Origin of the sequence: uncultured Pelagimonas sp. (assembly GCF_947498515.1) — a bacterium.
Classification (GTDB): domain Bacteria; phylum Pseudomonadota; class Alphaproteobacteria; order Rhodobacterales; family Rhodobacteraceae; genus Pelagimonas.
In genome coordinates this window covers 40,936-66,402 of record NZ_CANMKO010000014.1, presented here as the reverse complement: position 1 = coordinate 66,402, position 25,467 = coordinate 40,936, and the positions used below count along the sequence as shown (strand labels likewise).

Genomic DNA, 25,467 nt, shown 5'->3' with positions numbered 1-25,467 from the left:
CGGCCCTAGGGGGGGCGATTTAGCTTGGTAATTTATGGGGTAGAAGATATTTGTATCCAAAATTCAACATGGAGAACGGTGGTCGGAATGGCTGGAAAACGTGCAGTTGTTAAACAAAGCCTTCCGGAAGTGATCGCAAATGATCTGCGGGAACGGATTTTGAGCGGCGACATGGCCGAAGGTGAAATCATCCGGCAAGAAGCTTTGGCCGAGGAATACGACGTCTCTCGTATGCCGATCCGCGAGGCGCTCAAACGGCTTAACGCCGAAGGCCTTGTTCAGTGGACAAACAATCGCGGCGGGTCAGTGACCAAGCATTCGCTTGGTCAGATCGGCGAGATTTTTGATTTGCGTATCTTGATCGAAGTAGACCTGTTCCGCCGGGCCATCCCGGCAATGACCACAACCGATTATTCACGCTGTGAAACGCTACTTGAGCAGATGGAGGCGTCTTACATCGAAGATGACGTCGGTAAATGGGGGACGCTGAACCATGCGTATCATTCGGCCCTGTATGGGGCTGCTGGGCGTGAATTAACAAAAGAGCTTTTGGACCGGATCAACCTGCAATCGGATCGTTATGTACGCATGCATCTTAGTGTGATGAAGCAAAGAGAGCCGGCCAAAGAAGAGCACCGCAAATTGCTCGACCTCGCTCAGAAAGGGAACGTCGAAGAGGCGTGCGCGCTTCTTGCCCATCATATCGGGCGCACAAAAGATCAGCTTCTTGAAATGGTTATGGCCAAGCGCGCCCTCGAAGAATCTTAAAAGAACTGCGCACTGGGTACGGCCCTTGCATTTGCTCGGCCAAATTGGATACAATATCCGCAACTTGCCAATTGTACGGAAGATGACCCCAAGATGACTTTTGTTCCCCACGGAAAACACTTAATCGCAGGTGTATGGATTGATGGTGACACGACCTTTGCCTCGGAGCCCGCACAGGGGCCCGCTCATGATTTTGCGGTTGGTCGCGTGTCAGATGTTGAGGCCGCCGCGCAAGCTGCCGATGATGCATTCTGGAGCTATGGCTATTCTACCCGCCAAGAACGCGCCGATTTACTCAGCACCATTGCCGACGAGATCGAAGCCCGTGCCGAAGAGATCACTGAAATCGGCAGTCAGGAAAGCGGTCTCCCCACTGCGAGGTTACAAGGGGAACGCGGGCGTACCACTGGTCAGCTTCGCATGTTTGCTGAACACATCCTAAAAGGCGACTATCTGGACCGACGCCACGATGAGGCTTTGCCTGATCGCGAACCAATGGCGCGGCCTGACCTAAAGATGGTCCAGCGCCCGATCGGCCCGGTCGCGGTGTTCGGGGCCTCGAACTTCCCGCTCGCATTCTCGACCGCAGGCGGTGACACTGCTGCTGCGCTTGCAGCCGGTTGCCCGGTTATCGTCAAAGGACACAGTGCCCACCCCGGAACCGGCGAGATTGTCGCCGAAGCTGTTGACGCTGCAATCAAGAAGTGCGGTGTTCATCCGGGTGTTTTCAGCTTGATCCAAGGTGGAAACCGTCAGGTGGGAGCGGCTTTGGTACAGCACCCGTTAATCAAGGCCGTAGGGTTTACCGGCTCGCTTGGCGGTGGTCGCGCTCTGTTCGATCTTTGCGCCTCGCGCCCTGAACCTATCCCGTTCTTTGGCGAACTTGGGTCGGTCAACCCGATGTTTCTGCTGGCGGGCGCGCTGACCAACCGCGGCGAAGAGATTGCAAAAGGCTGGGCGGCGTCTTTGACGATGGGAGCTGGGCAATTCTGTACCAATCCGGGGGTCGCGGTTGTGTTGTCCGGTGTTCAGGCCGATCGCTTTGCTGAAACCACCCAAGCGACACTGGCCGAGGTACCATCACAGACCATGCTAACAGATGGCATTGCTGCCGCTTATCGCGACGGCCAGAAACGCATCGTAAACACAAGTGGTGTCCAAGAGGTGCTAACCTCGGTGTGTGATCAGCGAAATGCCACTCCCTATCTGTTCCAAACAACCGCCCAGAACTGGCTTGCAAATAGTGAGTTGGCCGAGGAAGTGTTTGGCCCACTTGGCGTGATCGTGACCGCCGACACCGAAGACGAGATGCGTCAGGTCGCGCTTAACCTCCAAGGCCAGCTGACCTGCACGCTCCATATGGACGCAGAAGACACCGAAGTGGCGCGGTCGCTCATGCCGATCTTGGAACGCAAAGCTGGGCGGGTTCTCGCGAACGGGTTCCCGACGGGTGTCGAAGTCAGTGACACAATGGTTCATGGCGGCCCTTATCCCGCCTCAACCAATTTTGGTGCAACATCGGTTGGCACCTTGTCGATCCGACGGTTCTTGCGTCCGGTCTGTTATCAGAACCTGCCTAAAGGGTTGGTGCCTGAGCAATGCTCCTAATCTGATAAAAAGCCCTTCCGGCCCGGATGTACGGGCCGGTTTACCCATGAAAGTGAGTTGGTGCCGTGTAGCTTAACGAGTTAGTCGCATCTTGGAGGCAGCTGAGCCGATTGGGACCACATGATCGGACAATCGGGAAACGCAGCGTCGCGATTATTGCGTTTTGATGATGTCTAGAATGAAATCGCCTACCGTCGTCTCACCCTCATCTACAGCGCATTTTTGCCATCTGCGGCACCGGGAACCGATCTGCGGCAACCGGCAAAATGTCCGCCTCCCCAAATTTTCGCTGCAAGTCTCACCCTAGACCGATTTTTGCGCGGCTTTGCAGCGTACCTGTCTTCAGTTATTCGAGCAACGGCGCGGTTTAACAAATCCCGCTTCTCCTATTGGGGGTTTGGGTCAGGCTTGTTTTCCTTTTTCTCATGAGCATTTTCACTCATCGGGCCGCACGTCTCTTCGCAGTCTGGTTGATGCTCTGATGGCACCGTTGCACGCATGTGTTGGATCGACTGTGGAGAGCCCCACTTTGTGACGCGTTTCTCGTTGCACCGCGAACTTTTCGGCTTCTTCCACAAACCTCGTCCGATGACGGTGCCCCTGCAATGGGTGCGTAATCAACGATCCACTTCATGCCTTGCTCAGCAACCGTTCCTGACGGATTTCCGTGCCGTCGACCCAAATACGATGAAGTGAAACGGCCAGTTTTAGTGCCACAGCAACAACGGCCCGGCGTCGGTCTTTGGTACCATCAAACGCATTCCCCGCTGTTTAGAGCGTAGCACGGGCGTGACTGGTTTCGCTAGGGAGTACATCCAAAATGCGCGCTTGCCGAACGGGATCTTTTGAACCGTGTGGGATCATCGACGGCTGCCTTAAACGTCAGTGCGATGGGCCAACTCTGAGAATTATCATCATTCTTATCGGTCTTGTTTCTCTTGGCTGACAGGGCAGCGTGCACCTGCCGCGCATCCATGCAAACCACATCGAAACCTACGGTCTGCAGTCCAAAGTAAAGATGTCGGCTCATCATCTCGGCTTCTAGGCCGACACGTTTTATCGGGAGCTGGACGTCAGAACAGACATAGCCCAATTTCGCATGCTTTCCGCGCATTCCTGAACTTGGCGTCCAGCGCAGCATTGTTGTCGTGGCCGATCGCGCTTCGAATTGCGGCTTCCTCGGATTCTGTCCGAAACCTGTGCAGCCGCAGCTAATCACAGGAAACTGCGCTCCAGGCCAAAGCCATGCCAATGCTGCGCTTTACAAGAAGGACTAGAAGAGGCTCGCACCGGAACTTCGGCGCATCGCGACACTCATTCCCCCTCCCGGTAATACCGCACCGGCAGCTCTGCGCAAAAAGCGGGCTTTGCAAGGCAACCAAGAAATGGCGTCTCCGGTCATAAGAATGGAATTGTGGTAAGCGGCCTCTGACCTCATTTTATGCTCGGGTACTACCTTGGACGCTATTGCAAAGGGTAGGCGTTTAGACCTTTGTCTTCAAAGGTCGTTTTTCGTTCACTTTTTTAGCCTAAAAGGCGTGGGCGCCGAGATTGAGCAGTCGTTCATCCATGAAGAGTTGACCAGACCTCAAAGCTCAGAACATTGACATTAAAACTCGCAAGGTATTCTACTTGGGGATGTCGGCTTTAATGGGATCTTAGAACACATTGTCAAACCGTCGATCAAGGACCGAAGTTCCCTATATTAAGCTTCTAACGCTGACATTCGCAGCAATAGTTGCCGCTTTTCTAATCGTATTTTTCAGAATTTTCTTAGAAGAAAAAGAGTCCTCCAATAGGGAGACAGCATCAGTATCCAGGGTAATTGAAAGCCGAAAAGAACAGCTCGTTCTATCACTTGAGAGGTTTGCGGCGTCAAATGCAGCCTATCGCAATGTTGCTAGAGAATTTGATCCGTCTTGGGTTGGCAAACGCTTCGGACAAGAGCTATTGCGCTCGACGGGGTACAGCGCTTCACTGCTATTGAATCCTGAAGGTAACGTCGTTTTCAGCCAAGCCGATCATCCTTTTTTTGAGGACAATACGGATGCTCTTGGTGAAAGTATTGATACAGAGGCAAACGCCAAGATCGCTCATTACTATCTTGAAATGTTGCCTGTAGCGGCCGCGAATGGTGGCGTTTTTTCGAGTCTCAATCAGCTTTCTCTCTCAGGAACTGTCGATTTCGGGAGTCACGTTGCCTTCACCTCCACACACGCGATTGTACCCGACCCCGGAGGGATCGATCTCGCCGAAGGCAAGCCGTATATTCTTACCACGGTTTACCTTTTGGATGACGCACATCTTTTGGAAATTCTGTCAAAGCTATCATTGTCGGACCTGACTGTCAGAAAGGAAATTCCATCGGGCATGAACGGGGTTGCAATTGAAACGCGTTCTGGCCGTATTGCGGCCTATCTCGTTTGGACGCCGATGAGCCAAGGTATTGCGATCCTAACCGCATCTTCTCCGTTTCTCATTTCTGCGGTATTTGTAATCTTTGCGATGTCCCTATTGCTCGTTCAGCGAAATTCCCTTGCCGGGAAACAGCTGATAAAACAAGAAGCGCAGCTGAAATCGGCATTGCAGATCGCCAGAATGGGGGGCTTTGCCCTGTTACCGGATGATCGGTTTATTTGGCAGGATGAGATCGTGGGTATTTTCGGTTGGACCGAGGTTTCGCCCGCCGACAAACTTAGCGACTTTGTGGCAAAACATGTCCGGGCGGCTGATCGCGTGGCCTTTGAAGAGTACATTGTCCGGGTCCGTAGCGAGGGCAATCCCGTCTCGATATTGTTTGGGGCCGAACATGCCGATGGCACGCAGATGTGGTTGCGCATGCAGGCCCAGCTTCAGGGAAACGAAAAAACGAAAGATGCAGAAATTGTCGGAATTTTACAGGACGTCACTGAGTTCAAGACCATGGCAGATCGTCTGCGTCAGTCTCAAAAAATGGAAGCCATCGGCAACCTTACCGGTGGAATTGCGCATGATTTCAATAATTTGCTGGCTATTATTAGCGGAAACCTAGAGCTAATAGAAGGCGAGACCACAAAAGAGTCAAAAGAACGACGCGTCGCTGCCGCGCTCGCAGCTGTCCAGCGGGCCTCTGATTTGACACGGGACATGTTGTCGTTTGCACGTTTGGCCCCTTTGTCACCGGAACCTTTAAACCTGAACAAAGTTGTTGAAAACACGCGCAATTGGGGAGGCCGTGTTCTTCCAGCTTCAATCAACCTGAAAGCGGTCCTTGCAGACGACCTTTGGAGTGTAGACGTAGATTCCCGAACGGTTGAAAATACATTGCTGAACTTGTTGGTGAATGCGCGTGACGCTATGCCAAATGGTGGGCAATTAACCATTGAAACGGCTAATGTGCAGGCGGACGCGGCCTATTTGAACCTCCATATGGAGGAGCTTGAGCCGGGAAACTACGTCATGCTGGCGGTGACGGATACGGGAATGGGTATCAGCAAAGAACAGCAAAGCCTTGTTTTTGATCCATTCTTCACCACGAAAGGCCCGAGTGAGGGCACAGGGCTGGGCTTGGCGGCTGTTCAGGGATTTATAAAACAGTCCGGCGGCATGGTCCACTTGTACTCCGAAATCGGTGAAGGCACGACATTCAAGCTGTACTTCCCGCAGGGAACCACCGAGGCAAAGGCGACCCCAAGCCCCCAAAAACCTGCAACTAGAAAGAACGTGCAATCCTCAACAGTACTGTTGGCAGAGGATGAACCTGAGCTCCGTGAGCTGCTAACAAGTGTTCTCAGCTCAGCCGGATACATTGTCCATCCAGCCGATTCTGGTGACGCGGCGTTGCGAATCTATGAGGAGATTGGGCAAATTGACATCCTTTTGACCGACATCGTTATGCCCGGAGACGTTATGGGCCCACAATTGGCGAGGCAGCTGCGTGAAAAACAACCTAGCCTTCGTGCGGTTTTCATGTCCGGTTATCCAAACGAAGCGAAAATTCACGGAAACGGGCTACGCCCTGAGGATGTTCGGCTAACGAAACCCGTTGCAAAGGCGAAATTGCTGGAAGCATTGGAAACCGCAAGCGCTGGTGCTGCGAATGATCAGCCTTACTTTAGTGGTCCAGCTTGAGTTTTAGGGCATAATTGGCTTGGGTTCCATTAGGTGATGTTTACCCGAACCGGCGGTGTCTAACGTCTGCAGTTGTGGGTCCAAATAGCGCGATTTGAAAAGAGAGTGTTTCTGGCTCTTCGTAACCATCGGAGAGACGAAGATGAGGAAAACAACCAAGAAGCCCTATCGTTGAACAGGCGGTGGAATTGACGTCAGGCATCTCGGCGGAGCTGGACGCGTTCCTTGAGGGCTCGTCCTCGTTTTAAACAAGGGCAGCGATCATCACTCTTCTCGCTCGTTCGCGCCCAGGGGCCAAAGAACAATCCGTCAACCAAAAAACTCGGTTGAATTTGCATTGCCAAGATATTGATCACACGAATTGGGGACGTGTTTGGTGACATCACCAGATAAAGCTCACAAGCGCTTATCTGTGAATAAATGCATGGCAGTTTAGCGGCTTTGACAGGGCCACCAAGTATCCACTAGCAGACACGGCTAAGATCAGCTCTCCGTTCATTTGCGTCGAGCGCGGCGAACCAGCCAAACCCACCATTCTTCACCGCTCCCAATTCAGTGTACCAGCGTCTCCAAACCCGCCGTTCGGCACCTTCGCAAGAATTCCAAATGATTGAGTGGCAGGACCGGCGCAAAAACTGACGATTGCAAACGCCTCTTGCTGGACAACGAAGCTTTTTCAAAACTAGTGGTGACGTCATATCAATGACCGCCAAAAACTCTCAGTACTGTTGTCGTAGTGGGTTACGACGCGCCGGGCATGCTTCAGTTTGTTAAAACAACGCTCGACCATGTTGCGCCACCGGTACAGCGCGTGGTTTAAATAGACGCGAATTAAATGTGTCATTCTACTTTGAACCTGCGAGAGGAAGTCGCGCAATCCCGGTTCTCGCCGTATTCGGTCAGCATCACGGCCAAGATCATCCAGCAGCGCCTTCGGCTTGGGCAAGTCATGCGTTAAACCGGAGATGGGTCTTGGTTGTGAACTCACCTCGTGAACGGCTGAAACCCTGTCACGGTGTCCCCCCTGTAGTACTCGCTGCCCGATGATGTGCGTGAAGAACAGTGCCATCGACCAATTGTGGACATCGTTTAAAAGCCCCGCCATGGGCAACCCGTCCTGGCTATCCAGAAAGCCCCTTGCCGAACACCGCGATAGTTTGCCGATTTGCGTCCGTTTGTGCAGCATGTGTCAGCTTGAAACACGCTTGTGACGCGTTGTGAAATCCTTTTGTCATCACAACGAAGGACAACAAACTCACAGGGTTGAACAACGACAGTTCCACCTCAAAAGCCGTCGTTATTTCGGGCAACTGGCGACCAGCGATGGCCATATAACGTTGCATGATACCACACTTGCATGTTTGGATACGAAAACAGCGCGGTATTGAGTTGGCGCACCAGTGAGTTGGAGAAACTAAAATGAACTTAAATTTTTTGGGCACAAATAGCTATTTTTTAGACCGTGCATTTTTTAACGCCACTGGGGAACTCGACAGCATTTCTGTTACAAGTCCACGCAACGTCGTGACGTCACAGGTCGTTGTGTTCAATTCCGACACCGGATTTACAACAACAATCAACGGTACCAATCTTTTGGTGTCCACAGGGGGAAGTCTCACCCAGGGGACAATCACTTCCGCATCCTTTGCGGAGGGAAGCGTTGTTCACGGCACAATCGACAATATTTCGTGGTCTGCCCCAAGCTTTGAAACTGCGCTTCGACAGATCGCCGATTCTCAGGACTATTCCAACCTTGCCACTCTTATTGATAGCTCCGGACCTATTGTTGTTGATGCCTCTTCTGCCTCGGCAGGGTTTGATTTTGAAGAAGTGGTTGAAAACTTCGGCCATCTTTTGACGCAACCCATTGAGTTCACCGGCTCCAACTTTGGGGATCAATTTCAAGGAACACAGCAAGCCGATTTGGTCATGGCCGGCACCGCGGGCGGCAATGGCAACGGCGATGTCATCGATATGACCATCGGCAACGATACGGTTGATTTCGCTGGCACCCAAGGCGACAGTTGGACCTATATCGAATGGGATGACATCCCCTTTCCTGTGACGATCACTCTGAACGGTGAAACAGGTAGCGGTTCAGCAAGTTTTGGAAGCTACACCCAAACGCTGCTCAATGTAGACCAAGCCATGCTTGGCAATGGCCTCTCCATGGCGGCCAGCGTCGGCGACGATGTGATCAACGTCACCAATACCAATAATGGCTGGTTTGGCCTGCGTGGGCTTGAAGGTGTAGATACCTACAATATTCATATTGGAAACGGCGGCCGCATCAGTTTCAATTGGGGCAATGACGCTGATCCAACCTTTGGTCTTGTCGCAAACTTGGCCACAGGCGTCATCAGCAATGACGGTTTTGGCAATGTCGAACAAATCAACGTTCTAAGCGGCGGCGACGGTCGGTTGGAAATTCGAGGCACCAACAACAACGATAGCGTCATGGGCTCGGCGCGGTCTGATGGCTTTATCGGCGAACAAGGTGACGATACCTTTGATGGCGGCGACGGTTGGGATGTGATCCGTTATGACCGCAGCGATGTCAGTGGTGTCAACGTCGACCTGGGCACTGGCACAGCGACCGGGACGTGGGATGGTGTTGCGTTCACGGATACATTGATGAATGTCGAAGAGGTTCGCGGCTCGAACTATGGCGACGATACGCTGATTGGCGGCGCGATGGACGAAAGCCTTGAAGGCAATAGCGGAGATGACAGCCTTGACGGCGGAGACGGGAACGACCGGCTGCGTGGTGGAAACGGGAACGACACGCTTCGTGGCGGCGCGGGTCGTGACAATTTGTCTGGTGGGGATGGTGACGATCTTCTCGACACCTCCGGCGGCAGCACGAGCAGCCAAGGTTGGGGCGACTATGTTCGGGCTGGCCTTGGGAATGATACAATCCTTGGGCATGCCGGCCTATGGGCCGAGGGTGATGGCATCGACATAAGCTATAGTGATGTTAACGTTGGAGGCGTAACGATTACGGCGTCCGGGACCGATGGCTCCGGAACGGTTACAAGTGGCGATGGTCGCATCTCTGATACCTTCACCTATACCAACTATTTCCAGGGCACATCGGGCAACGACTCCTTCACTGGTTCTGACGAAGACTATTGGGAAGGGTTTGCTGGTCTTGCCGGTGACGACACGCTGGACGGACGTGGGGGGCATTCCTCTGCGCGCTACAACAATGATCACTACGATGGCGCGACCAACGGGATTAACGCCAATCTTGCCGCGGGAACCGTTATCGACGGTTTTGGTGATACCGATACCCTGATCAATATTGATGATATCAGAGGGTCTGTCTTTGACGACACAATCGATGGGTCCGGTGTTTCTACCTACCAACATTTGCGCGGTGATAGCGGCAATGACACCATTCGCGGTGGCAGCGAATTCGACAACATCGAAGGTGGAGACGGCAACGACTCGCTCCTTGGGAATGGCGGCAATGACAGGCTAAATGGCGATGCAGGTCAGGACACCCTTCGCGGCGGTGATGGCGATGACAGCATGTCCGGGGGCGAAGAAAATGACCGCCTTTACGGAAATGATGGCGATGATTCCTTGAATGGCGAAGGCGGCGATGACCGGATGTCCGGCGGTTCGGGCAACGATAGCATGACCGGCGACGAAGGCGACGACACCATGTATGGTTCGGACGGGAACGACACGCTGCGCGGCGGTGACGGGGAAAACGTCTTGCTAGCTGGCTCGGGCAACGACCGCGTTTATGGTGGCGATGATGATGATGTCATCGAAGGCTCTATCGGGAGTGACAGATTGGTTGGCCAAGGCGGAGACGACACAGTCGAAGGCGGCGACGGTCATGATCAGATCTACGGCAACTCTGGCGATGACAGCCTGTTGGGCGATGAAGGCAACGACACCATGTCAGGCGGGTCAGGCAATGACCGACTGCGTGGAGGTGACGGCGAGAACCAAATGGCTGGCGGAGCTGGCGATGACCGGCTTTATGGCGGATCAGGCAGTGATACCCTTCGTGGTGATCAAGGCGAAGACGTTCTTGTTGGTGGATCTGGCGAAGATACCCTCTTGGGCGGCGACGATGCCGATACGCTTTATGGCAACAATGGCGACGACACATTGAATGGCGAAGACGGCGATGACTGGGCCTCTGGCGGTACCGGGAACGACCTTTTGCTTGGGCGCGACGGTGACGACACGATGCGTGGATCGCATGGGGATGACCGGTTCTATGGTGGCACCGGCGAAGACCTTTTGGCCGGCAACCTCGGTGCCGACAATATCAATGGCGGATCGGGTGATGACAATCTCTTTGGCGGCGGAGGCAACGACACGCTGATTGGTGGCTCTGGTGCTGATAGGCTGAGCGGCGGCGACGGTGCTGATGTCTTTGTCTTCTCATCCGAAAGCCATAGCCCGCATGGGTCTGACCGCGATACCATCACTGATTTCACCCACGGTGTGGATCAAATTGACCTCAGCGGTGTCATGTCCGGCCTGACCTTTGTCAGTAGCTATTCAGGCGCAGGCGGCGAAGTGCGCTATAACAGTACCATAGGGCGCTTGTATGTCGACCTCGACGGCGTGGGCGGATCAGATATGTCGATTGATATCGATGGGGCACCGACATTGGATGCCTCCGATTTGATCCTGTAACCGGCTCAAAACGACCAAAGCGCCATCCATTTGGGTGGCGCTTCCCCCCCTTAATTCGCTAAAAGAATTCGACGTGTAGCGTTGTATCGACGAGATACGCCAAAGGTTGTTTCTCAAATCACTAGGTCTGTCGTTGATCCGGATGGCGGCGTCCAAAGTGCGGATTTCAGGACATAGGCAACGGGCCATCTCTCCCTCTATAAAGATGTGATGCCCCAAGATTTCACGTGCTTTCAATTGTCGGCGATTGGTCCACTTTGTGCACTGGCAGCTTCACCTTAATCGTTATTGGGTGGGGACAACTCTCTTCGGAAACAAAAAGGGCCGCCAAGTATCTCTCTTCAGGCCAAAGATGGATATCCGAGGATGTCTTTTGAAGCGCGATCGTTTGGGGCGTGTCGTCGGGGTCCATCAAACCCTGTCCATATGCAATGATTTTGACCACTCCGAGATGACTGCACGTCCCTCATCTGTGTCGCGAAACCATTTCAAGACCCAAAAACCGGAAGGGTTATTCTACGGTGCTCAAAAGCTATTAACGATTAGCTTGAGCAAGATATTCACTCCGAGGCCAATCTCACGATGGAGCGTATCAGACATTCGTTGCGGCCGCAGCTTTCGTTGAATTGAGCTAAAAGCAGCGGTGCGGCAGCCGGGCTGTAACGAAAGACCCGACCACCAGATGACCGTTGTCAGCCCAAAATGACCAATATCGGGGGACTGCGATCTTTTCTTTGCCGCAGGTGCCAATACTTCACCTCGATTTCCCCAGAGCTGACCTTCAAAACGCAAAAAGACCTGTTTCAGAACTAAAAGGCAGGTCTGAGCCCTGATCGACTTTCCTTGGATATTTGGTTATGCGTTGCTTGAACCTCAGGAGAAGCCTTAGCCTTGATACTCGTACTTGCCGTTACACTCGGTTTATTGGTTTACACTTCAGCACTTGCCCATGTCCTGTATCCTCAATCGGTCGAATTATTCTGTGGGCGCTTGGCAGATTACCCTCGAATACCCCGCATATTTTACAGGCTTTTTTGGGTGGGCCAGAGGATCATGACGGGATACGGAGCAGGTCAGAGAAAAGACGCGGGGATACGTGAGCCTTTTTGGCGCGACGTTGCGATGACGGCTACTATCTGCATCTACCTTGTTATGGCAGTCAGAACTTTTGGCTAGATTATTGAGTGGCCACTAAGTCCTGCATGGCCGTCAACTAGCCCAAATTTCACTGCAAGGGTCACCAATGACCAGTCTTCTTGCGGCATTGCTGCGTGTTTATGCTGAAATGGCTGGGTGAGGCCCAGACTCGTGCGTCATCAGAGTTTTTGGGTCCAAAGGCGGCCTAAACTAAGAGAGAGTTTGGCTCTTCTGTTTGGTTTGATTGTGAGGCGTGCTGGCGGTGATGCAAGCGTCGCGCTTCGAGTGTCTTTTGTTTGGTCCTTTCGCGTTGCTTTAGAATGGCTTGGTTACGCCCGAAGTTGACGTCAGCGGGTGTGACGTTGTTCAGGCTCTCGTGGTAGCGCTGATGGTTATAGTGGTCGACGAAGGCTTCGATCTTGGCTTCAAGATCACCTGGCAGGAAGTCGTTTTCTAGCAAGATGCGGTGTTTTAAGGTCTGGTGCCCGCGTTCCACCGCCTGGCAGTGCATTGCGCGGCAATGTCACGAGAGGTATTTTGCCTTGGGTTTGCGGATGATATGGCGCACCGCGAGAGTGCTTCATCCCCTTGTCCTGCAACCACTCAGCCAAATCCCCTGAGACGTAGCTAGATCCGTTGTCCACTGCCCGACAGGGTTATGCGCAGCATAATCCCGAAAGGGGCTGAGCAGACGTGGCTTGTGGACGACGTGAACCTGGTCGCAACCAGACGCCTTTAGGGCGAGCTCCAACGTATCGGTAACGTCTTCAGCCCACCTGTTTCCCTCTCGGAACATTGCTGTGCAATACCCTGCCGGGCGATGGTAGCAGAGCTTCCATGAGACGATGCAGCGGCTGTAGTCGTCGAGGAATGAGCCCTTGTCCGCCATTGGTCCGAGGTCAATGGGCGAATGCAGAGATAGAGCCAGCCCCAGCCCTTGATGTAGGTGAAGTCTGTTTGCAAAAGCTGATTGATCCCAGTTGTCTTTTCTTTGAACTCGTTGGCAGCCCTAGGCACGATGACCGCAGGGCTTGTGATCAGATCATGGGCCTTCAGTGTCCGGCACACCGTGGATTCTGAGACAAAATAGCGCTCCCGATTAGTGAACGTCACCGCTCGCTCGCGCTGTGACAGTTCCGTCTCCTGCAAGGCGAAGTCGACAACCTTGCGCTTCACCAGGTCGGGCACCCGATTCCAGACGTGTTTTGGCTTGGGAGATTGATCCTTCAGTCCAGATTCACCGCGCTGAAGGTACCGGTCGTACCCCAACGATAGAACGTGGTGCGCGGAATGCTAAGCTTGGCCAGCTTCAGGCGTGCCGACAGGTGGCTTTCCTCGACCCGCCGTATGATCTCCAACGTCTCAGATGCAGGGTATCACATTCGTGGTCGCCCCCATCGCCTGTCATGCTTTTTTTTAGAAGCCGCAGTACAAGCGTCTATACCGCAACCACCTCTTTGAGATCCTTTGCCTGGCGACGCAGTTCCTTGACCTCATCAGTGTTTGCAGCCCTCGCTGTGTCACCTGCTAGCCGCTTCTTATCCTGTTATCGGTTACTCGAACCGATGGCGCTCCCTCAGCAGTCCATGACATCCTTAGACCACTTGTAGTAAACGCCCTGCGATATGCCCTCGCCCCTCTCTGGATCATCCCTTGCATGACCCTGTTGGGCAAAGGGCGGCACAGATCAGCAATGCTATCTTCGCCGCGAAGACCATCCAGCACGATCCTAATCTTTTCTTCGGATGACTAATGCTTGCGCGTGGCGCGTTTGATATCCTTGACGATATTCTCGCCTGAGCTCTTACTTGTCGTTCTCATCGTCCACTCCTTGGTGGTTACGATGAGCAACAAAACCTCTCTTAGCAAATCACCCTATGTGGCCCCATAGGCGCTGACATCAGCCCCCCCCGACATCCGGCTCAAAGCCGCAATCCTGTCCGCACACCTTGGCAGCCTTCTCATTATCCCGCGCAAAGGTGGATACTTGGTTCGCATGTATATCGAGTTCGACGCGCTTTATCGGGATGAATGTGCGGCGGATCGCGGTGTCACATCACATATGCTTTTTTCCGAAGCTCGCGATATCCTGTCCCCTGATAAGCTTGATGTCAAAGATGTGGCTTGGTGATCAGCCTATGCAATTTGGTCAGCGCGTTGGTGACTCATTTGATGATGTCAAAGACAACGATCGCAGGAGACGCCTGTCATACCCATAGCCCAAAGGCTGATCAGGGCATGAATGTTTCGAAGGCCGATACGTTCAACCTCGGCTGGACATTGGCCGCTGTGCTGCGTGGCCAAGCCGCCCCTGCCCTGTTGCGTGGCTATTCCCAAAAACGCTGCGCCAAAGCAACGGAGCCATTCGAATTCGACCGCGACATGGCACGCCTGTTCAGCTCCAAACCCAAAGACGCCACCCAAGCCGCCCCATTCCAACGTTATTTGAAAAGCACGGTCAATAAACTGCGGGTGTTGAGACGACCTATGCCCCATTCTTGATCACAGCCGCGGACGAGCACCAGCACCGTGCAAAAGGCCTAAGGGTTGGAATGCGGTTTCACTCTGCCCCTTTCATAACGCTGGGCGACGGCAAGCCCATGCATCTGGGTCACACGGTCAAGGCCGATGGGCGCTAACGGCTTTTTGCTTTTGCTTTTGCTGGTAACGGCGATGTCAGATCGGCGGATGGCGAGGTTGCCGCGCTATGCAGATTTTTAGCGAGTGACACCAATAGGCCCATTGTGAAAGTCACTGCGCGAGGCGCTGATATCGACAGCGTTTTTGACCTTCGCGTTGTGTTGCGAACTGCCCACCAGAATGTGGCGATCAAAAAGTTACCAAAGCTGCTTTTGCCCGAACAAAGAGCGCTACGATTTGATCGAATACGAAAAGGTATTCTGCCCCGATCTTAACTATGGCCCAGACATTTTTGATTACCCAGGGTTGGACCGAGGCAATGTTGCGCTGGTTGTCGTGCGTCATGAACAATTCATCGCAAAAATCCAGCCGCTTGATGATTGCGTAGGTTTGGCTGGCTTCTTCGACGGTTTCATATGCCCAGCCGCAAGCGATCAGTGACCGGGCAACATAGCAGTTGCGGTGCCGTCCGTGAGGTCGGTGTCGCCTTTGCCATGACGGCCAAGGATCACACTTTTCGTGCTGCGTCGGGGCAGTTCTTGATAGCGCCGTTGCACTATCATTTGGATTTGGGAAGTGTACTGATTTTGAATCTCGACATGCCAGGTTGTTTCCCATGCAAACGCAACCGCGTTCCTCGGGGACAAGCGTGCTACGATTTTCCGCCTCCCAGCAGCACAGCACCAACCTTCTGCAATTCGTTGATATCAAAGGCATCCGGATCCAGAACCTGAGACAAAACGCTAAATGTGTCCGCGCCCAATTCCGGTGCAGCCTTTGGCGCAATGGGCGGGGTGAGCGATAGGTTCAAAGGCGAAGCGACACCCAAAAGTTCGGCACCATCTTTGGCAACGGGTTTTGTTTGCATGCCGCGCGCCTTGACATGTGGGTCGTTGAAAACCCGCTCCAAATCATTGATTGGTCCGATCGGAACACTTTGCGCATTCAAAGCTGCAATCCAATCATCCATGCTTCGCCCCGACATAACACCCTGCAAAATCGGGATGAGCGTTTCGCGGTTGCGAACACGTTCAGGGTTGGTGGCAAAACGTGAATCCTCGGCCAAGCCCGGCAAACCCGCCACCTTGCAAAACCGTGCAAATTGCCCGTCATTGCCAATAGCAAGGATCACATGCCCATCGCTGGTTTCAAACGCTTGATACGGCACGATGCTGGGGTGAGTATTACCAAGACGTTTGGGCGAAACCCCCGTCGCCAAATAGTTCATCGCTTGGTTGGCCAAAGCCGCGATTTGAACATCCAAAAGCGCCAGATCAATATGCTGGCCCTCCCCCGTGGCATCGCGATGGCGCAACGCAGACAAAATCCCGATGACCGCATAAAGCCCCGTCAGCACATCGGTTAACGCCACGCCGACCTTCATCGGTTCGGCTCCTGGCGTGCCATCTTGTTGTCCGGTGACGCTCATCAGGCCACCCATTGCCTGTATCAAGAAATCATAACCGGCGCGATCGGCATAGGGGCCCGTTTGGCCAAAGCCAGTAATCGAACAGTAAACGATGTCTGATTTGACCTGTTTCAACCCGGCATAATCCAGCCCGTATTTTGCCAACCCGCCAACCTTAAAATTTTCGATGACAACATCCGAGGTTTTGGCCAAGGCCCGTAGAACCTCCTGCCCTTGCGGGTGGGCCATGTCGACAACAACTGATTTCTTGCCTCGGTTTGCGCCGTGAAAATAGGCGGCCCCACGATCCCGTCCTTTGGTGTCCGTGATATTTGGCGGCCCCCAACTGCGCGTGTCATCCCCGCCATCGGGGCGCTCAATTTTGATCACCTCAGCGCCAAGATCGGCCAAAATCTGCGTCGCCCATGGGCCCGCAAGGATGCGTGTGAGATCAAGGATTCTGATGCCGGAAAGAGCACCCGGCGTGATGGGGTTGTTCATTCTGATTTCTACTCTGTTGTCTGAACGTCAAATGGATGAGGTTCTGAGGCCCGGCCAAACAGCTCTGCAAAAGCGCGGGCTACGCCATGTGCAGGGCGGCATAGCCTCAACTTACAGCGCGTTTATGGGCTAGGCCATTGTGTAGGCCGTTTTGACTGTTGTATAAAATTCAGCAGCATAGCGCCCCTGCTCTCTGGCTCCAAAACTCGACGCTTTGCGACCTCCAAACGGGACGTGGAAGTCAACACCAGCGGTTGGCAGGTTGACCATCACCATGCCAGCCTCTGAGTTTCGCTTGAAATGTGTTGCGTGTTTCAAGCTCGATGTCGCGATGCCCGCGGATAGGCCAAAATCGGTGTCATTAGCCACGGCCAGCGCTTCATCATAGTCTTTGACTGATATGACCGCCGCGACTGGGCCAAATATCTCTTCACGCGCAATGCGCATGTCATTGCTACATTCTGCAAACAGCGCAGGACGTTGGTAAAACCCCTGCGTTGCTCCGGATATTCGCTCACCACCCACAACAAGGCGTGCGCCTTCTGCCTGTCCAATTTGGATATAGTCTTCGTTCTGCGCCAGCTGGCTTTCATCCACCACTGGGCCGATGTGAGTGCTTGCGTCCAACGCATCTCCAACCTTCAAGGCAGTGACACGTTCGGTCAAAACTTCCAAAAAGCGATCATGAATGGACTCTTGTACGATGATCCGGGACGAGGCCGTACACCGTTGCCCAGTCGAATAAAACGCGCCTTGAGTCACGCAATCAACGGCCACATCAAGATCAGCATCAGCCAGAACGACAAAGGGGTTTTTGCCGCCCATTTCCATTTGGGATTTGCGCATCAACTTGGCGGATTCCAAGGCAAGTGCCGCCCCCGTCCCCTGTGATCCGGTAAAGGTCAGCGCGTCGACATCGCGGCTTTGCGCAATTGTTTGCCCCACGACTGATCCCTGCCCCATGACAAGGTTCAACACGCCACCCGGAAGACCCGCGCGCTGCAAAATATCCACCAAAGCCCACGCACACCCGGGCACGAGATCGGCCGGTTTAAAGACAACCGTATTGCCATAGCAAATCGCGGGGGCCAGTTTCCACGCCGGTATCGCAATCGGAAAATTCCAAGGGGTGATGATACCGACCACGCCAACCGCTTCTCGGGTGACTTCTACGCCAACATCGGGGCGAACCGACGGTACGCTTTCGCCACTCAACCGAAGGGCTTCGCCGGCATAGAAATCAAAAATCTGAGCCGCGCGAACGGTCTCACCGATGCCTTCTACAAGGGTCTTGCCCTCTTCGCGGGACAACAACCGCCCAAGCTCATCCTTGCGCGCAAGGATTTCATCAGATGCCCGGCGCAAAATGGCGTGACGCTCCATCAATCCGCTGCGTGACCAACTCGGAAATGCCGCCTTGGCGGCCGCAATCGCGTCGTTGGCTTGGGCCACATTTGCGCGGGCGTAAAGACCAACGATGTCTGCAGTGTTCGATGGGTTGACGTTCTCAGCTGGCTCGCCTGAAACCCAAGCCCCACCAATGAAATTTTGCTTTTGGTCCGACACCGCGGTCTCCCAGTTTGACGTTAATTGACGTTAATTGACGTTATTTTACGACGACGGATTGGTCCGAATAGCGCACCGAAAAGGTCATTGCGCCTTCGTTCAGCATCCATCGTGTTAGCGTGTATGTTCGCAAACCTGCGGCATGAAACGGATCGATGTCCGCAAGCCGACGAGCCTCATCCTCATCCTTTGCACGAACGATGATCATGCCGGCATAAGGGGCGGTCTCGCCGTCCTTGAACAGCGGCCCAGCGCCAAACAGCACTCCGTCGCGCTCCATTTTGATTTGATAGTCAAGATGTTGCGCAAGGACGTCTTGCATTCCGGGGCCGCGGGCCGGTGAGGTTGTGATGACGTAAAGAGTTTGCCGCAACATACTGGCGTATAGGTCCTCGGGCTTGGGCGTCGTCATGATGCAGGTCCTCTTGTGTCCGGTTTAATGGCCCACCGATGCGAAACCGGTGGGCCAAATTCGCTTAGCGCTTGTCGATGCCAGCGGTCGCAATCACATCTGTCCAAACTGCGATTTGACCAGCAATCAGATTGGTCATTTCCTCACCGGTTGACGGCGAAGGCTTGGCCCCGAGCGACGCGATTTTGTCGCTGACGGCTGGCGTGGCCAATGCTGCGTGAACAGCGCCACGCACCTTGTCGGAAATCTCGGTTGGAACACCGGCAGGCATGCCAATTCCAGTCCATGATACGACGTCAAAGTCAGGTGCAACCGTTTCTGCAACGGTAGGAAGATCAGGCGCATCAGGCCAACGCTGGCCCGAAGTGATCGCAAGAATGTCGTAAACACCTGCATCGGCCTGTGGGCGGATCACCGTGCCTGTATCGATGACAACATCAACTTCACCACCCATCAGCGCCGTCGACGCGGCTGCGCCCCCCTTGTAGGGGATGTGCAAGAATTCGGCCCCGGTCCGCAGCGCCAAAAGCTCTCCGGTAAGGTGCTGGGTCGACCCGACACCAGAATGCCCGATTTTGATGGATCCCGGCGACGCTTTGGCCGCCTCGATCAAGGCTTCCATTGAGGCATATTCACCTGACCTTGCAGCAACCATGAACGGGAACTGACCAAGGGTTGAGATAAAGGTGAACCCATCAACAGATTCATAAGGAAGGCTGTTATAGAGTGCCGCAGCAACGGCATGACCGCCGACCATCAACTGCATCGTGTATCCATCTGGATCTTCTTTCGACACATAGCCAGAGGCCACTGTCCCACCAGCGCCAGGACGCGATTCAACCACAACCGGTTGACCCAGAGATTTGGACATCTCTTCCGCTATAATCCGGGACACCGTATCGGCATTCCCACCGGCCCCAAACCCATGGACAATCCGCAGGGACCGATCAGGGAAATCTTCTGCAGCCACCGGCATTGCAAAAGCCACGGCAAGTGGCAGCGCTGTAAGTAGTTTTCTAATCATGTTCTTCCTCCCAGTTCGAAAAGCCCTGTTTGTTTTGTCGATGTCGCCTCGGGCTAGAAAAGGCGCACCGTACGCTCATGTTGTCGCGCGGTTGGATTTGTTCCGGTTTGAAACGCTTGAGAAAATCGCAAAACCGATCAGGAAAACGGACCCCGCGACCAAAACAGCGCTGATAGGGCGCGTCACAAAGACCGAAAAGTCACCCCCATAGAGCAGCATGGTGCGGCGGAAATTGTCTTCAAGAAGTGGCCCAAGAACAAAGCCCAAAAGCACGGGTGCTGGCTCAAATCGGTAATTCTTCATCAAGTACCCAAGGATGCCAAAGGCCAGTGTCAACACGACATCCGTCACGCTGGTACGATGCGAATAGACCCCGACACAGATCATCACCACGATGATCGGATAGAGTTTTTGGTAAGGAATGCGCAGCAACAGCACCCAGAGTTTGATAAGGGGAATGTTGATCAACAGCAGGATGATATTGCCGACAAAGAAGCTGGCGATAACGCCCCAAAACAGGTCAGGCTGATCAACCATCAATCGTGGCCCCGGGATGATCCCATTCAGGATCAGCGCCCCGACAATCAACGCCATCACCGCATCGCCCGGAACGCCCAAGGTTAGCGTTGGGATAAATCCGGTTTGTGAGGCTGCATTGTTGGCGGATTCAGGGGCTGCCAGACCGGGAAGGTGGCCTTTGCCAAACTTCTCAGGTGATCTCGAAAACCGTCTTTCCATCGCATAGGCCATGAAGGACGCAATGGCTGCACCCGTGCCTGGCAATGCACCAAAGAAGCTGCCTATGCTGGACCCGCGCAGGATCGGCATCCCAAGTGAGCGCGCCTGTTCGCGCGTTGGAATGACGTCTCGCATGCTGATCGACAAATGCGGCGCGTTGGCCGGCCGGCGTTTCGACGCGTTGCGGATAATCTCGCTGACCCCGAAAAGCCCCATAGCCAGAGACACAAGGCTAATTCCGTCGGCAAGCTCAGGCAAAGCAACAAAACGGTAGTACCCGGTTGTCGCATCAGCCCCGACCAACCCCAAGGCGATCCCAAGGACAACCATAGCAAAGGATCTAATCTGCGATCCCGTCCCGATCATCGAGGCCGCCAACAACCCCAAAATCACAAGCATCGCATATTCCGGCGCGCCAAACTTCAAGGCAATGATCGTCATAGGGATCGCGGCCAACACAAGGATCGCGACACCGACCATCCCCCCAACAAAGGAGGAAAAGGCCGCCACAAACAAAGCCAGACCAGCCCGATTGCTTTGCGCCAAAGGATAGCCCTCAAGGCAAGTCACCACAGACGAAGGCGTGCCCGGCAAATTCATCAGAATTGAGGCGATCGACCCACCGTATTGAGACCCATAATAGATCCCCGCCAGCAAAATCATCGATGTTGTGGCATCTAGGTAGAAGGTCACCGGAAGCAAGAGTGAAATCGCGGTGATTGCCCCAACTCCGGGCAAAACGCCGATGAGCTGGCCCAGAAACACCCCAAAAAACGCATAGATCAACACAGTGGGTTGAAGTACAACGGACAATCCGAGAAGGAACTGATCTAGCATTGCTATCTCCAAAACGCTGGGATCGGGAGGCCGAGAGCAACCAAGAACAACAGCCACCCAAACAACGTTGCGATACTGGCATAAATCAAAGTTGGGATTGGGCGGGCGTCATCGTCAGCGCAGATAGAGACAGCCACAGCAAGAAACATCGACGGCACAAGCCCGGCGACATCCACCAAAATGGCGAAAATCGCGATCGCGGCTGAGATAAAGATAAGCCCCCGCCAATGCATTTGCCCAACGTCTTCTTGTTCGGGGTTTCGCAGATCTATTACGATGATGGCGACGGCAAGAACGGAAATCAAAACCCCAACTGTCTGTGGAATAAAACCAGGACCCATCTGGTTTATCGTTCCTGTTGGGTACCCCCAAGCAAAGAACAACATGACAAGACCGGCGATCAAAAGAACGCCCCCGCGCACAAGACGGTTCACTGTGCTTTGGTCTGTTTGATCGTCAAATTCTGCCAAGGTTCCCTCCCAAAAACTCCAAGATGATCGGCAATCTACGCCCCTAATCGCGCTGCTTTGCCCGGCTCAAATGCATTAGGTTGGTCAACGCCGAGCTTGTCAGCCAAACTGGCAAGCCGCTCCATCGTGCCATCGGCCATCGGGACACCCTGACGCTGGCATGTCTCGGCATGCCGAAATCCTCGCTCGCCTGGAAGTAAAAGCTCCTTGGTATCAAGCGCTTTGGGCAGCTGTTTAAGCCGGTGGCTTAGGTCCGCGATATGTCCCGCAAAGACCCCCGGGTCTCCAAAGGCATCTGCCTTAATCGCCAAAGCCACACCATTCATGGCCCCCTTGCCGCCCCCAAGAACGGTAGATATCACCGGATTTGTAATGAGTACGCTGGCCAACACTTCTATCATCAAAGACAGCCCCGAGCCTTTCGGCCCCCCAAGAGGTGTCAGAGTGGCCATGTCAGATGGGGCCGTTGTTGGCGCGCCGTCTGCGTCAATCGCCCATCCCTCGGGGATCGATGTGCCCGCGTCTTTGGCTTGCATGATTTTACCAAGCGCCACCGTCGAAGTAGACATATCCAACAACAAAGGCCAATCTTGCGACGGCGCAGAGATTGAAATCGGATTGGTCGACAGGCCCGAAACTTTAGCCCCGTGATAGGCCATCAGAGGGCCAGAGGCGGTCATCACGATTCCGATGTAACCCCGCTCGGCGGCCCGTAATGCAAAATAGCCGATCGCCCCCGCATGCGTGATATTGCGCGCGGAACACCAACCAATATTCAAGCGGCTGGCAATGTCGATTGCGGCGTCCATGGCCTGAACCATCGCTGACGGGCCCGGTGCATTGGCCGCTTCGAGCACACACATTGCCCCGTCTTCACGCACCATTTTCGGATCTGCCGAGGGGGCAATCAACCCCTGCTCCACCATTTCGACATATCTTGGAATGCGCAGCATGCCATGTGAATTGGTGCCACGTGCATTCGCCCAGACAAGGATATCAGCCGCTTGCTGCGCGTGTGCCAGTGAGTAGCCCGCCGACGTTAGAAGAGCAGCAGCATAGTCCCTAAGGTCATCTGGGCGAAAGAGAATCATGCTTGAACGCTCAGCGGTGTGGGAAAGAATTTCTGCAGCCATGCGGCGATCAACACACGCGTATATGGGGCATCTTCATCCGATAGCGGAAAATGCGACGTACCGGTCGGGATCATCAATTCGGCATTCTCTCCCGCCTTTTCGAACAGGCTTATCGACTGTTCCATGGGCGTAATCACATCGCCAGCGGTGTGAAACAGCAAAAGCGGACGAGGCGCGATATCAGCCACCACATCCTCGGCGCGAAAGTTATACATCGAGATCGCAGTCTCAACCGGCACTTCAAACTGTGCCTTAGGCGACAGATTTTTTCGCAACTCTTCCGGGATTGGCACGAGGTCGAACCGTGACACCCACTTGCTTTCGCCGGTTTCGGCTTTGTGTTTGCGCCCTTCGTCAAGAATATTGGTGAACTTTTCCCAAGCCTCGGGTGTGGGGTGTTGGCCGCGGAACTTGCGTTCGCCATCCCCCCAACCGCACAAGGACAAAACACTGGCTACTCGTCGGTCGACACCGCCGGTAAAAATCGCAACCGCGGCGCCGAAACTATGCCCGGTTAGACCGATGCGCTCTGGGTCAACTTCTTCTCGTTCCGAGATGAAGCTCAACGCATTACGTGTGTCTGCGACTTGGTCATGGCACCGAACTTCGCCCCGTGCGCCCTCGGACTCACCGCAGCCACGGAAATCAATCCGAAACACACAGTATCCCAATTCTTCGATCATGCGGGCAACAAGCTCAACATGAGACTTGTCCTTAGTGCCCACAAACCCGTGCAGGACAATGAATGTTGGAAGGCGCTGCCCGGGTTTGCGCCCCTCGGGCACATGAAAAACCCCGGATAGTTTTAGGCCATCAGACATGAATGTCAGCGGATATTCCATGAGCATGCTCCTCTTTCTTGTGGGTTAACGCAGGCGGTCACTTGCCAGCCCATGACTTGCAAAAGGCGTCAAAACTAGAGAGGTGCCCGCGCAGGAACGCCTCGGAATCGACATTGGTGATCCGCCCCGCCTCGACGTCCAGCTTGCCTTTGGCCCCCGCGATTTGAACTTCTGGCTTGGCCATGATGATCATATCTTGGGACAACAGGGTGTGGCGCAGCCCTTCATGGACGCGTGCTCCGCCCAAAAGTCCGGGGGAAACGCTCCAAATCGCAGCGGGCTTATGCGCCAGAGGGTTGGGGTTTGCGCGCGACAACCAGTCGATTGCATTCTTTAACCCGCCCGGAATGGACCAGTTGTATTCCGGCGTGACAATCAACAAGGCGTCCACCGCATCGACCGCTGCAATGAATGCGGCCACGCTGTCGGGCATGCCATCGTCCAGCAAATCTTGATTGAACAACGGCAAGGTGCCCGGATTGGGCAGCGCCACCGCCTCCATGCCCTCAGGCACGAGACCAGCAGCCGCACGACCTGCCGCACGAGAGAGCGACGCGCGTCGCAAGGACCCTTCGAGAATTCCGAGTTTTGTCACGTTCTACTTCCTTCAATATGTGTTCAAGCTTCGGGAGCGGCCCAGGGGAACTGGTGCTCACGCCAAGGCAAAGGTGCTGGCTCGCCCCAGACATTCATGACGCGCACGTTTTCCGGGCGTTTGAGGGCAGTGATGACATTCGGTTCGTTCCGATCATCATCATTGATCAAAGCCATGTTGCCGGCGCATTCGACCATCGCACCGCAGGCATCGATGTAATAAGCAAAGGTATTGTCACCGGGCCGATGACGTCCTGGCCCCCAGATGAAGTTCTTGTCGATGGTATCCAGCCGGTCACCCAAGAAGCAGTAGTCCGAAAACTCGGCCACTTCCCATGAGTAATGGTGAAGACCGGTGTCTCCGCGGACAATGCCAAGAATATGATGGAGGCGGTTCGCCCCCCGCATCCAGCTCAGACCATCATCAACCATACGCTCAGACAGTCGCATGCCCATAATGGTTTCGAATTGATTGCGGGTTTCAGAAGGTTCAGGTGACGTAATATTGACGTGGTCAATGCGCAAAGGGGCCATGCCAACCGTAGGGTAGCGACCTCCGTATATTTCCGTTTCGACCGGCCCGTGCAGTTCGAATGTATGCCCTTGAGGCGTTACAAATCGCATACCCGTCACGCAACAATCGAGGCTTGGTTCCGTTGAAACGAGCTTGCAGCCCGCGCTCTCAACCCTGCTTGCAGCCTCAGCAACGGCCGCTTCGGACACCGCTTCAAACCCAATCAAACGTGTCGCGTTCTCGCTCGCTTCGTGCAGAACCAGCTCGGCGCTCCGACCATTTGAGGACAGCCAAACGAATCCCGGCCCTTCGCGCGTCACGCGCAGCCCAAGGATGTCACAGGATTCGCGCACCATCGCGTCAACATCCACCACATTCAACTGAATGTGCCCCACGGAATTCACCAGATAGCTCATGGCCACACCTTCCCTTTACTGCTGTATTCTTTGTTTAACAGTGATTTTCCATTTTGCAATGGATTTTCGAAACTTTTGACATTT

General features: G+C 54.2%; 19 protein-coding genes and 2 pseudogenes. 8 read left to right on the top strand and 13 right to left on the bottom strand.

Going from position 1 to position 25,467, the window contains the following annotated elements:
- Window positions 1-87 precede the first annotated feature (87 nt).
- From Q1A43_RS20740 to Q1A43_RS20730, 3 genes are all read left to right on the top strand, one after another.
- Window positions 88-768 carry a GntR family transcriptional regulator gene (locus tag Q1A43_RS20740; protein WP_299938484.1) on the top strand — a complete coding sequence of 227 codons (681 nt, stop codon included), beginning with the start codon at window positions 88-90 and terminating at the stop codon, window positions 766-768.
- A 93-nt stretch (window positions 769-861) separates the two neighbouring features.
- Window positions 862-2,376: an aldehyde dehydrogenase (NADP(+)) gene (locus Q1A43_RS20735; protein ID WP_299938482.1), complete on the top strand. Its 1,515-nt coding sequence runs from the start codon at window positions 862-864 to the stop codon at window positions 2,374-2,376.
- Window positions 2,377-4,044: 1,668 nt separating this feature from the next.
- Window positions 4,045-6,486 carry an ATP-binding protein gene (locus Q1A43_RS20730; protein ID WP_299938481.1) on the top strand — a complete coding sequence of 814 codons (2,442 nt, stop codon included), beginning with the start codon at window positions 4,045-4,047 and terminating at the stop codon, window positions 6,484-6,486.
- A 694-nt stretch (window positions 6,487-7,180) separates the two neighbouring features.
- On the opposite strand, the gene Q1A43_RS20725 is transcribed toward Q1A43_RS20730, so the two are convergent.
- Window positions 7,181-7,591: a hypothetical protein gene (locus Q1A43_RS20725; protein ID WP_299938479.1), complete on the bottom strand. Its 411-nt coding sequence runs from the start codon at window positions 7,589-7,591 to the stop codon at window positions 7,181-7,183.
- 16 nt (window positions 7,592-7,607) lie between these two features.
- Window positions 7,608-7,829, bottom strand: coding sequence for a hypothetical protein (locus Q1A43_RS20720; RefSeq protein ID WP_299938478.1), 222 nt, complete (start codon window positions 7,827-7,829; stop codon window positions 7,608-7,610).
- Window positions 7,830-7,905: 76 nt separating this feature from the next.
- On the opposite strand from Q1A43_RS20720, the gene Q1A43_RS20715 reads away from it, so the two are divergent.
- A complete protein-coding gene (locus Q1A43_RS20715) occupies window positions 7,906-11,151 on the top strand; it encodes a calcium-binding protein (protein ID WP_299938476.1) in 3,246 nt (1,081 codons plus the stop codon).
- Window positions 11,152-12,493: 1,342 nt separating this feature from the next.
- On the opposite strand, the pseudogene Q1A43_RS20710 reads toward Q1A43_RS20715, so the two are convergent.
- A pseudogene (locus Q1A43_RS20710) lies at window positions 12,494-14,109 on the bottom strand (DDE-type integrase/transposase/recombinase).
- Between the two features lie 175 nt (window positions 14,110-14,284).
- On the opposite strand from Q1A43_RS20710, the gene Q1A43_RS20705 reads away from it, so the two are divergent.
- The 4 genes and pseudogenes from Q1A43_RS20705 (at window position 14,285) to Q1A43_RS20695 (ending at window position 15,369) form a co-directional block, all read left to right on the top strand.
- Window positions 14,285-14,419 carry a hypothetical protein gene (locus tag Q1A43_RS20705; RefSeq protein WP_299938474.1) on the top strand — a complete coding sequence of 45 codons (135 nt, stop codon included), beginning with the start codon at window positions 14,285-14,287 and terminating at the stop codon, window positions 14,417-14,419.
- Window positions 14,416-14,790: an FAD-dependent monooxygenase gene (locus Q1A43_RS20700; protein ID WP_366944284.1), complete on the top strand. Its 375-nt coding sequence runs from the start codon at window positions 14,416-14,418 to the stop codon at window positions 14,788-14,790. The genes Q1A43_RS20705 and Q1A43_RS20700 overlap by 4 nt, the downstream gene beginning before the upstream one ends.
- A pseudogene (locus Q1A43_RS22510) lies at window positions 14,787-15,203 on the top strand (hypothetical protein). The gene Q1A43_RS20700 and the pseudogene Q1A43_RS22510 overlap by 4 nt, the downstream one beginning before the upstream one ends.
- Window positions 15,109-15,369 (top strand): hypothetical protein, encoded by a 261-nt coding sequence (locus Q1A43_RS20695; RefSeq protein WP_299938469.1) that lies wholly within the window; start codon window positions 15,109-15,111, stop codon window positions 15,367-15,369. The pseudogene Q1A43_RS22510 and the gene Q1A43_RS20695 overlap by 95 nt, the downstream one beginning before the upstream one ends.
- Before the next feature lie 211 nt (window positions 15,370-15,580).
- On the opposite strand, the gene Q1A43_RS20690 is transcribed toward Q1A43_RS20695, so the two are convergent.
- From Q1A43_RS20690 to Q1A43_RS20645, 10 genes are all read right to left on the bottom strand, one after another.
- Entirely contained in the window at window positions 15,581-16,837 is a 1,257-nt protein-coding gene (locus tag Q1A43_RS20690; protein ID WP_299938468.1) for a CaiB/BaiF CoA-transferase family protein, read from the bottom strand.
- A gap of 129 nt (window positions 16,838-16,966) precedes the next feature.
- Window positions 16,967-18,403 (bottom strand): aldehyde dehydrogenase family protein, encoded by a 1,437-nt coding sequence (locus Q1A43_RS20685; RefSeq protein WP_299938466.1) that lies wholly within the window; start codon window positions 18,401-18,403, stop codon window positions 16,967-16,969.
- 40 nt (window positions 18,404-18,443) lie between these two features.
- Window positions 18,444-18,815 carry a YciI family protein gene (locus tag Q1A43_RS20680; RefSeq protein ID WP_299938465.1) on the bottom strand — a complete coding sequence of 124 codons (372 nt, stop codon included), beginning with the start codon at window positions 18,813-18,815 and terminating at the stop codon, window positions 18,444-18,446.
- Window positions 18,816-18,879: 64 nt separating this feature from the next.
- On the bottom strand, window positions 18,880-19,839 hold the full coding sequence (locus tag Q1A43_RS20675) for a tripartite tricarboxylate transporter substrate-binding protein (protein WP_299938464.1): 960 nt from the start codon (window positions 19,837-19,839) through the stop codon (window positions 18,880-18,882).
- A gap of 75 nt (window positions 19,840-19,914) precedes the next feature.
- Window positions 19,915-21,414, bottom strand: a complete 1,500-nt coding sequence (locus Q1A43_RS20670) for a tripartite tricarboxylate transporter permease (RefSeq protein WP_299938463.1) — start codon at window positions 21,412-21,414, stop codon at window positions 19,915-19,917.
- Between the two features lie 2 nt (window positions 21,415-21,416).
- Window positions 21,417-21,884 carry a tripartite tricarboxylate transporter TctB family protein gene (locus tag Q1A43_RS20665; RefSeq protein ID WP_299938461.1) on the bottom strand — a complete coding sequence of 156 codons (468 nt, stop codon included), beginning with the start codon at window positions 21,882-21,884 and terminating at the stop codon, window positions 21,417-21,419.
- Window positions 21,885-21,919: 35 nt separating this feature from the next.
- Window positions 21,920-22,975 carry an Ldh family oxidoreductase gene (locus tag Q1A43_RS20660; RefSeq protein WP_299938459.1) on the bottom strand — a complete coding sequence of 352 codons (1,056 nt, stop codon included), beginning with the start codon at window positions 22,973-22,975 and terminating at the stop codon, window positions 21,920-21,922.
- The gene (locus tag Q1A43_RS20655; RefSeq protein WP_299938457.1) at window positions 22,972-23,859 is read right to left on the bottom strand and encodes an alpha/beta fold hydrolase; all 888 of its coding nucleotides are present in this window, start codon (window positions 23,857-23,859) and stop codon (window positions 22,972-22,974) included. Before Q1A43_RS20655 ends, Q1A43_RS20660 begins: the two co-directional genes overlap by 4 nt.
- 37 nt (window positions 23,860-23,896) lie before the next feature.
- Complete coding sequence (locus Q1A43_RS20650; protein WP_299938455.1) at window positions 23,897-24,454, bottom strand: NADPH-dependent FMN reductase; 558 nt, start codon at window positions 24,452-24,454, stop codon at window positions 23,897-23,899.
- A gap of 23 nt (window positions 24,455-24,477) precedes the next feature.
- Window positions 24,478-25,383 carry a VOC family protein gene (locus Q1A43_RS20645; protein WP_299938452.1) on the bottom strand — a complete coding sequence of 302 codons (906 nt, stop codon included), beginning with the start codon at window positions 25,381-25,383 and terminating at the stop codon, window positions 24,478-24,480.
- Between the last annotated feature and the right edge of the window lie 84 nt (window positions 25,384-25,467).

Coding starts and splice junctions, on each gene's coding strand:
- Q1A43_RS20725 (WP_299938479.1), bottom strand. CDS start 7,591: ATGGCGGGGCTTTTAAACGATGTCCACAATTGGTCGATGGCACTGTTC.
- Q1A43_RS20695 (WP_299938469.1), top strand. CDS start 15,109: ATGTGGCGATCAAAAAGTTACCAAAGCTGCTTTTGCCCGAACAAAGAG.
- Q1A43_RS20660 (WP_299938459.1), bottom strand. CDS start 22,975: ATGATTCTCTTTCGCCCAGATGACCTTAGGGACTATGCTGCTGCTCTT.
- Q1A43_RS20720 (WP_299938478.1), bottom strand. CDS start 7,829: ATGCAACGTTATATGGCCATCGCTGGTCGCCAGTTGCCCGAAATAACG.
- Q1A43_RS20645 (WP_299938452.1), bottom strand. CDS start 25,383: ATGAGCTATCTGGTGAATTCCGTGGGGCACATTCAGTTGAATGTGGTG.
- Q1A43_RS20680 (WP_299938465.1), bottom strand. CDS start 18,815: ATGACGACGCCCAAGCCCGAGGACCTATACGCCAGTATGTTGCGGCAA.
- Q1A43_RS20690 (WP_299938468.1), bottom strand. CDS start 16,837: ATGAACAACCCCATCACGCCGGGTGCTCTTTCCGGCATCAGAATCCTT.
- Q1A43_RS20675 (WP_299938464.1), bottom strand. CDS start 19,839: ATGATTAGAAAACTACTTACAGCGCTGCCACTTGCCGTGGCTTTTGCA.
- Q1A43_RS20655 (WP_299938457.1), bottom strand. CDS start 23,859: ATGGAATATCCGCTGACATTCATGTCTGATGGCCTAAAACTATCCGGG.
- Q1A43_RS20735 (WP_299938482.1), top strand. CDS start 862: ATGACTTTTGTTCCCCACGGAAAACACTTAATCGCAGGTGTATGGATT.
- Q1A43_RS20670 (WP_299938463.1), bottom strand. CDS start 21,414: ATGCTAGATCAGTTCCTTCTCGGATTGTCCGTTGTACTTCAACCCACT.
- Q1A43_RS20705 (WP_299938474.1), top strand. CDS start 14,285: ATGTATATCGAGTTCGACGCGCTTTATCGGGATGAATGTGCGGCGGAT.
- Q1A43_RS20740 (WP_299938484.1), top strand. CDS start 88: ATGGCTGGAAAACGTGCAGTTGTTAAACAAAGCCTTCCGGAAGTGATC.
- Q1A43_RS20715 (WP_299938476.1), top strand. CDS start 7,906: ATGAACTTAAATTTTTTGGGCACAAATAGCTATTTTTTAGACCGTGCA.